Source organism: Paenibacillus sp. P4_E11 (assembly GCF_056401635.1).
Window position 1 is genome coordinate 1 of record NZ_JBFUIX010000173.1, and the last position, 6,106, is coordinate 6,106.

The 6,106-nt window shown below is 44.3% G+C and carries 5 protein-coding genes and 1 pseudogene; 2 read left to right on the forward strand and 4 right to left on the reverse strand.

What is annotated here, in order from left to right; genetic code table 11:
* The first annotated feature begins 143 nt into the window (after window positions 1-143).
* Together AC1DWB_RS30335 and AC1DWB_RS30340 are read left to right on the forward strand one after the other, a co-directional pair.
* On the forward strand, window positions 144-3,902 hold the full coding sequence (locus AC1DWB_RS30335) for a carbohydrate-binding protein (RefSeq protein ID WP_477544829.1): 3,759 nt from the start codon (window positions 144-146) through the stop codon (window positions 3,900-3,902).
* 20 nt (window positions 3,903-3,922) lie between these two features.
* Entirely contained in the window at window positions 3,923-4,066 is a 144-nt protein-coding gene (locus AC1DWB_RS30340; protein WP_477544830.1) for a hypothetical protein, read from the forward strand.
* 185 nt (window positions 4,067-4,251) lie between these two features.
* Here AC1DWB_RS30340 and AC1DWB_RS30345 read toward each other — a convergent pair whose 3' ends face one another.
* The 4 genes and pseudogenes from AC1DWB_RS30345 to AC1DWB_RS30360 form a co-directional block, all read right to left on the reverse strand.
* Window positions 4,252-4,425, reverse strand: coding sequence for a hypothetical protein (locus AC1DWB_RS30345; protein WP_477544831.1), 174 nt, complete (start codon window positions 4,423-4,425; stop codon window positions 4,252-4,254).
* Window positions 4,426-4,427: 2 nt separating this feature from the next.
* A pseudogene (locus tag AC1DWB_RS30350) lies at window positions 4,428-4,762 on the reverse strand (NUDIX domain-containing protein).
* A gap of 19 nt (window positions 4,763-4,781) precedes the next feature.
* Window positions 4,782-5,702 carry an aminoglycoside phosphotransferase family protein gene (locus tag AC1DWB_RS30355; RefSeq protein ID WP_477544833.1) on the reverse strand — a complete coding sequence of 307 codons (921 nt, stop codon included), beginning with the start codon at window positions 5,700-5,702 and terminating at the stop codon, window positions 4,782-4,784.
* Window positions 5,703-5,728: 26 nt separating this feature from the next.
* On the reverse strand, window positions 5,729-6,106 hold a 378-nt coding region (locus AC1DWB_RS30360; protein WP_477544832.1), incomplete at its 5' end, for a hypothetical protein.

The window sequence follows — 6,106 nt, forward strand, 5'->3', positions numbered from 1 at the left end:
AGTCAAAAATGAACGGTATATCCCCTTCAATAGAGGTTGCTATACTTAAACCAAATTACCTGGAGGGGGTGAATGGTAAAAGAAAGGATTTCTTTGAAACCGGATTGGGTCCGATACCATTTTCGAAAGGGACGTGTGAATCTATGTCTAGTACTACTATTCGAACGCGAATGATGCGATCTACCATCCTCGTGTTGCTCGTAAGCCTGTCGATAGGCTTGCTGTGTCCGATGTTCGCCCAAGCTTTAGAAATAAAAGACAGCGCTTTCTTCAAATATGATCTGGAGAACCTCATCTTAGGGGCTATTCAAGGTCAGGACAGCTGGTCTGGCAGCACCAATGCCAAAGCAGTCACGAATTTGAAGTACGCCGGCGTCCGGGCACTCGAATTAAAGGATACCTCCAGCAGCAGTTATGAGTTCGCTTCGCGGCCCGTTCCGCCATCGGGAGCAGGTATCCTCGAATTCTACGCGAGAGCCAGTCAGACGAATGCCTTGGTTACGTTCAACATGCTGTCCGGCGGCAATACGACCATCTCGGTTGGATTCGGCAGTAACGGGAAATTCGTCAGGGAATCTTCAGCAGGTACATTTACAGATGTCTCTGCCGGAAGCTACGTGACGGGTCGCTGGTACTGCTTCACCCTGGCCTATGATCTCGTCAGAGGAAAATACAATGTCTATATCTACGATATGACAGCGGATAAGAGCAAATTGAGTTATTTGACCTTCCCGGATGATTATTCTCCCTTGACTACGGATTCATATATGGACAACATTCAGGTGGAAACCGCTTCGGCGCAAACGGGTACGGTTTATTTCGACAATATCGCGGTATACCCGATGGAATCAAGAATTGCAGATGAAGGCTTCGAGGGCTATACGGTAGGAAATCTCAACAATCAAGGGGCTTGGACGGTCTCGGGTAGCGCTGTAACCGTGGAGAGCGGTACAGGAATCAGCGGGGCCAAATATGCCAAGATTATGGGAAATGTAACTTCGGACGTATACGCCCGAAAGAATCTATATCGAGCGGCCAATACGACTTCGGAAGTTTGGGTGAACGCCTCCCAATCCAACCGCCAATTGCAAATCATAGGTTATTCCGATATCGGTTCCCTGGTCGAGTCGGTCAAGATCGGCTTAGGAGCCAACGGGAACTTCTTCTACTACGAGGATACGCTCTCCGTCGATACCGGAATCGCCTATAGCGCGAATACATGGTATCGGCTGCGGGTCAATACCTACGGATCCAAGAATGGCCGATATTATGTATTCGAAGTCTCTAATGCTGCTGGAGTTTCCGTTTATCGAAGTCCCCTGTTGGATATGAGGAACACCAGTTCGGGCGAATCCAGTTACCTGGATCTCATAGAAGTCCGAACACCTGCCGGGGGAAGCTCTACCTTCAAATTCGACGAATGGAATGTTATGGCTAACGACATCTTATTGAACCAGAGCTTCGAAGGAATGGTCGTCGGCAATGCGGTCAATGGGCAAGAAGGATGGTCGGGGACGTCAAACAGCACAATAGCGGATAATACCAGCTCCGTCATTTCTTCAGGGGGGAACAAAACCTTGAAGATTGAGGATACCAGTACCACTCTAATTCAGTCTACCGGTGTTTCTTTCCCGGGGGTGACCTCCCTGCTCTATGAATTCTGGGTTAAAGCTTCCAGTATAAGCGATATCCTCTATATGGATGTTAAGAATGGATCGACTCAAGCGGTCAGACTAAGCCTTGCTTCCAATGGTAAATTCGGCTACTATGATGGCTCTCAATATGTATCAACTACTACCAATTATTCAGCAAACACTTGGTATAAAATTGTCCTTACCGTAGACGCCACGGATAAAACCTATGATTATTACGTATACGATCGGGCGGGGACTCAACTGGTAAAGTTTAACGATATTGATTTTATCGACACCTCGACCTCATCTGTCAATTATATAGGCTTTATTACCAATTCCACCAAGTTGGGCACGTATTATGTGGATGATATCAGCCTGAAGAACACCGGCTCCTTCCAAAACCGGAGTACATTCGACTATCTCGACCAATTGGGGACCAACGGTGACTGGTTTAAGAACAGCAACGATGAGTCCGGTACGTTGGCTTGGGGAGAAACCAGCGTCATGATGGCCTACTTGGATATGTATGAGACGACCCGGGATACCGCTTATCTGGACCAATTCATCTCTCATGCAGATGCGGTCCTGAATCAACGTGACTCGGTAAGAGGCGTAACCGATTACAAGGGGGATTCGCTTGCTGCATGGCGCAGTGGTTCAAGATACACCCTGGCAGAGAAATTACTCCAGGATGCCGGGGGAAGTAATGTTTTACGCGTCAAATCCGTTCGGAACGGGGATTCGACTGGGGGGACCGGAACGGCCAACGACAACAATTCAATCCATGTCCGGGTCACACAAGGGACTAACCCGGGAAGCTTCAAATTGAATGTGTATAGTCATGTTCTTGGCATTGACACTACCTACGACAATCTGAATATGGATAATTCTAGTCCGAACTATGCCTTGACTCGGGTCGTAGACAATTTAGTGGTTTTAGAGGATATGGGGGGGTCTGGAATTAGCAATCCAGCTGTCATGTCTCAAGATGAACCATTGGAATCGAAATACATGTATCTGTTGGTGGATAACGCATTTATTAGCGTCCCGTACGCCCGGTACGTTGATCTGGTGTATCACACTCCGTCTTTCCCAATTGGGGGAACTTATAGGAACAAGGCTGACACCTATAAAACTGCCGTTAAGACCAATTTATCCCACTTCGATTCTTATTGGATGGATAATCCGGCTGATAGTACCGAGGGTTATTTCAAATTTGCTTATGGATCTCCAATTTGGGCAGATGGAGCAGATGAACCGATTAATCGATTGGCTGCCATCGGGATGGCCTATCTCTACATCAATCATGCAGAGGCCGATGCGGTGTATGCAGTGCGAGCTTCCAAGCTGGCTAATCTGTTCAAACAAGATCTTGAGGTCCGTTCGGTCACGGTTGGCAGCACATCCTATGACTATTATTATTGGACCTATTGGGATAGGGATTTACTCGGTTATAACGGTTGGACGACATCATCAGGCGTATCTTCCAACACCAAATCATTTACGGGGTACAAAGCAACAGAGGATGTTTCCCATGCTTTACTCGACATTTACTTTGCTTACTTGGCCTACAAACATCAACTCAAGGTTGTGAATACCACTACTCCGGTCTTCAACCTGACCGATATGCAGCGGTTTGCAAACAACTTTACCAAAAAAATAATTCTAAGCGACGGTAGAATGTCATCCGATGTTGGAGGTAACGGAATCAGTGCCAACTATGTTGCCGAATGGCTTCTATTATCCGAATTTGATCCTGAGGTATATAACAAAACGAAAGATTTGGTAGACCAAAAGGATTATTTGGGAACCACTCGCGCAATCGGAATGAGTGCCTTAATGAACTGGGCCAAGCCGCCCCTTATCCTAGAAGCCGAAACCCTGCCAGTCACCCCTTCAGCAGGCGACACTCAGGCGAATTATCCCGATACGCCGACTGGAAAAGTATTCAACAACTTAAACTCTAATGCAATCAACGATTACGTGGAGTATACCGTCAACATACCTGCTCCAGGCACCTATACGATCTATATCGGGAACCGGACGGCTGCCAATAAAGGCATCTATCAACTAGCCATTGCCGGGACGAACCAAGGGGGCACGGTTGATGAATACAACAGCGCGACGGGGTTTATGGAAACGAATCTAGGCTATGCCACATTCAGCACTAGCGGGAATAAGACGTTCCGCTTTACAGTGATGGGCAAAAACACCAGCAGCAGCGGGTACCAGCTCGCTTACGATTATATAAAGCTGGTTAAGCATTAGAGGGGAAAGAGCTTTATGGATTGCCTGAAGGCGAACGCACGCTCCGCAATAACGGTACTGGAGATTTGTATTTCATCGTTATTCAAGTCCAAGCGAACAGTCTCCGCCAATGGGTGATGACTGATGGCATCATTCTGGATAAACCAGTGACCTGGCCGGAATAGTTCCACAGTGGATGTCGCTCAGCCATTGATATTACGCTATACTGCCTGTTCAACGAGGCTGCCGATCCATGACGGCAGCCTCGTTGAATTTTATTTTATTCTACTATCGTTTCCACTAGCGTTAATATTCCAATTCATCAACTTTCTTATTTTCGTAGTAATTGCGAATTTGGCTTCAACGTACGTTATAACCAAATAATCGGGTTCTTCGGCGAGCACAGCTTCTGTTCTGCTCGGCGGAACCGATCACGATTGCCGATACCGTCGGATGTGACGTACACGATCTGTACGAAACGAACCGAATAAACCAATCCGTTCCGAACCCGTAATAAAGCGGCGGTCTCCTGACGGAATGACATATTCAAAATTCAACATAAAATGGATGATGTTCTTCAATTAAACAAACTCTATTCTCTGCCTGAAATTTCTCCAAGTCACCATCTCTAATGCTACTTCAACTGGAAAAAATCCTACATCTAAAGATTCAGGGCTCGTTGTTAATTCTCCTCCGATTGGTCTAACATCTATACCGCTCTCTTCCTTCGTTTCCCTGACTGCTGCATCTTTCAACGACTCACCTTCTTCGACCACTCCCCCTGGCATTTCCCAACCTCGACTGGGACCTTTTAATAATAATATTTCGTTACGCTCATTAAGCACAATTGTTGCCGCAGAAACATAATGTTTTGGAGCCACCTCATCGTCCTCCTATTCTTCAATCAATAAAACTATTCAAAATTGATTCCGCAAATGCAACATCTTTTATGAGACTTGAATATTCCTCAGGAGTTGAGCCGTCTTCTACGCACCAACACACTCCCATTGAAGCTTCCACATAAAGGCATTGCTTTATGATTTCGTTCGGGATATTAAGTTTTTTCTCTAAACTTCCTATTATTTCGTTAATTTTCTTATGTAGTTCCGGAGTTTTTTCATCACCAAATTCATTTAATATAAAACGTGGGACATCAAATACAGGATCGCCTATTACACCTTTTGGGTCGATTATTACATATTGTCCATTTGGACCAAGTAAAATATTATCATGATGAAAATCGCCATGAAGCAGCATCTTCTGTGAATACAAAGCAGAAACCGATGAGCATATATCTTTTGCTTTTTTCATGTACAAATATAATTCTTTACAATCATGTCGCTTGCTCATATATTCTGTTATTCTATTGACCCACTCTGTGAAAGTCGGATATATTTCTGCTCTATCAGGTGTAATATGCAAGCCTGAATATAGAGAACAAAATACCGATAGTCTTTTATCAAGAGAACTTTCATCCCTTAGTGGAGTCCCAGGCAGTACACACTCTTCAAGCATGACACCATTTTCAATATCAGCTTCAAACACTCTGCAAAATCGTCTGCCGTTGTATTGACACAAAGCATTAAATTCTGTGTGTATTCCTCCAAAAGAAGATTTACTTATTTTAAGCACTACGCTTCCAAAGTTTTCTGAATAGCACATGAAAACTAAATTTGCAGAATATGAAGGAATAAATTGAAAAGAGGTTAAACCCCATTTTTCAGCATATGTTTCAATATCCCTTAAAACCTTTTCATAAAAATCTCTACCAAATCGGTTCATAATATTTTCGGTTTCATTTTGCTTAAAACAATAACGCATGTTCACCTGTAGGATCTACCTCCATATTAGCCTCCAGTTTTTCTAGCAACATACATGATATGTTCGGACAAACTAAGCAAATCTTCGCGTTCACATACTTGCTCTGCCAAGTCCAACCAAGCAGTAACCACCTCAGGTGATTGGCTTAGTAGCTCAGGCTCACGCAAATATAAAAAACTTTCACAGTTCAGCAAATGTAGTTTTTCAAGATCAAATGGTTTGAAAAATGGCAGTACATCTTTGGGGCGGATAAAAAAATTGTCCGTAAATCCCTGCCCAACAAAATTCACATCGTCTAGCATCACATTTAGTTGAGATTTCCGCTCATCGTTCAATATCAAAGCTGGTTTTCGGATTAGATAATCCCAAACGAATGAATAGGAAGAAACAAATGACACAAAAAT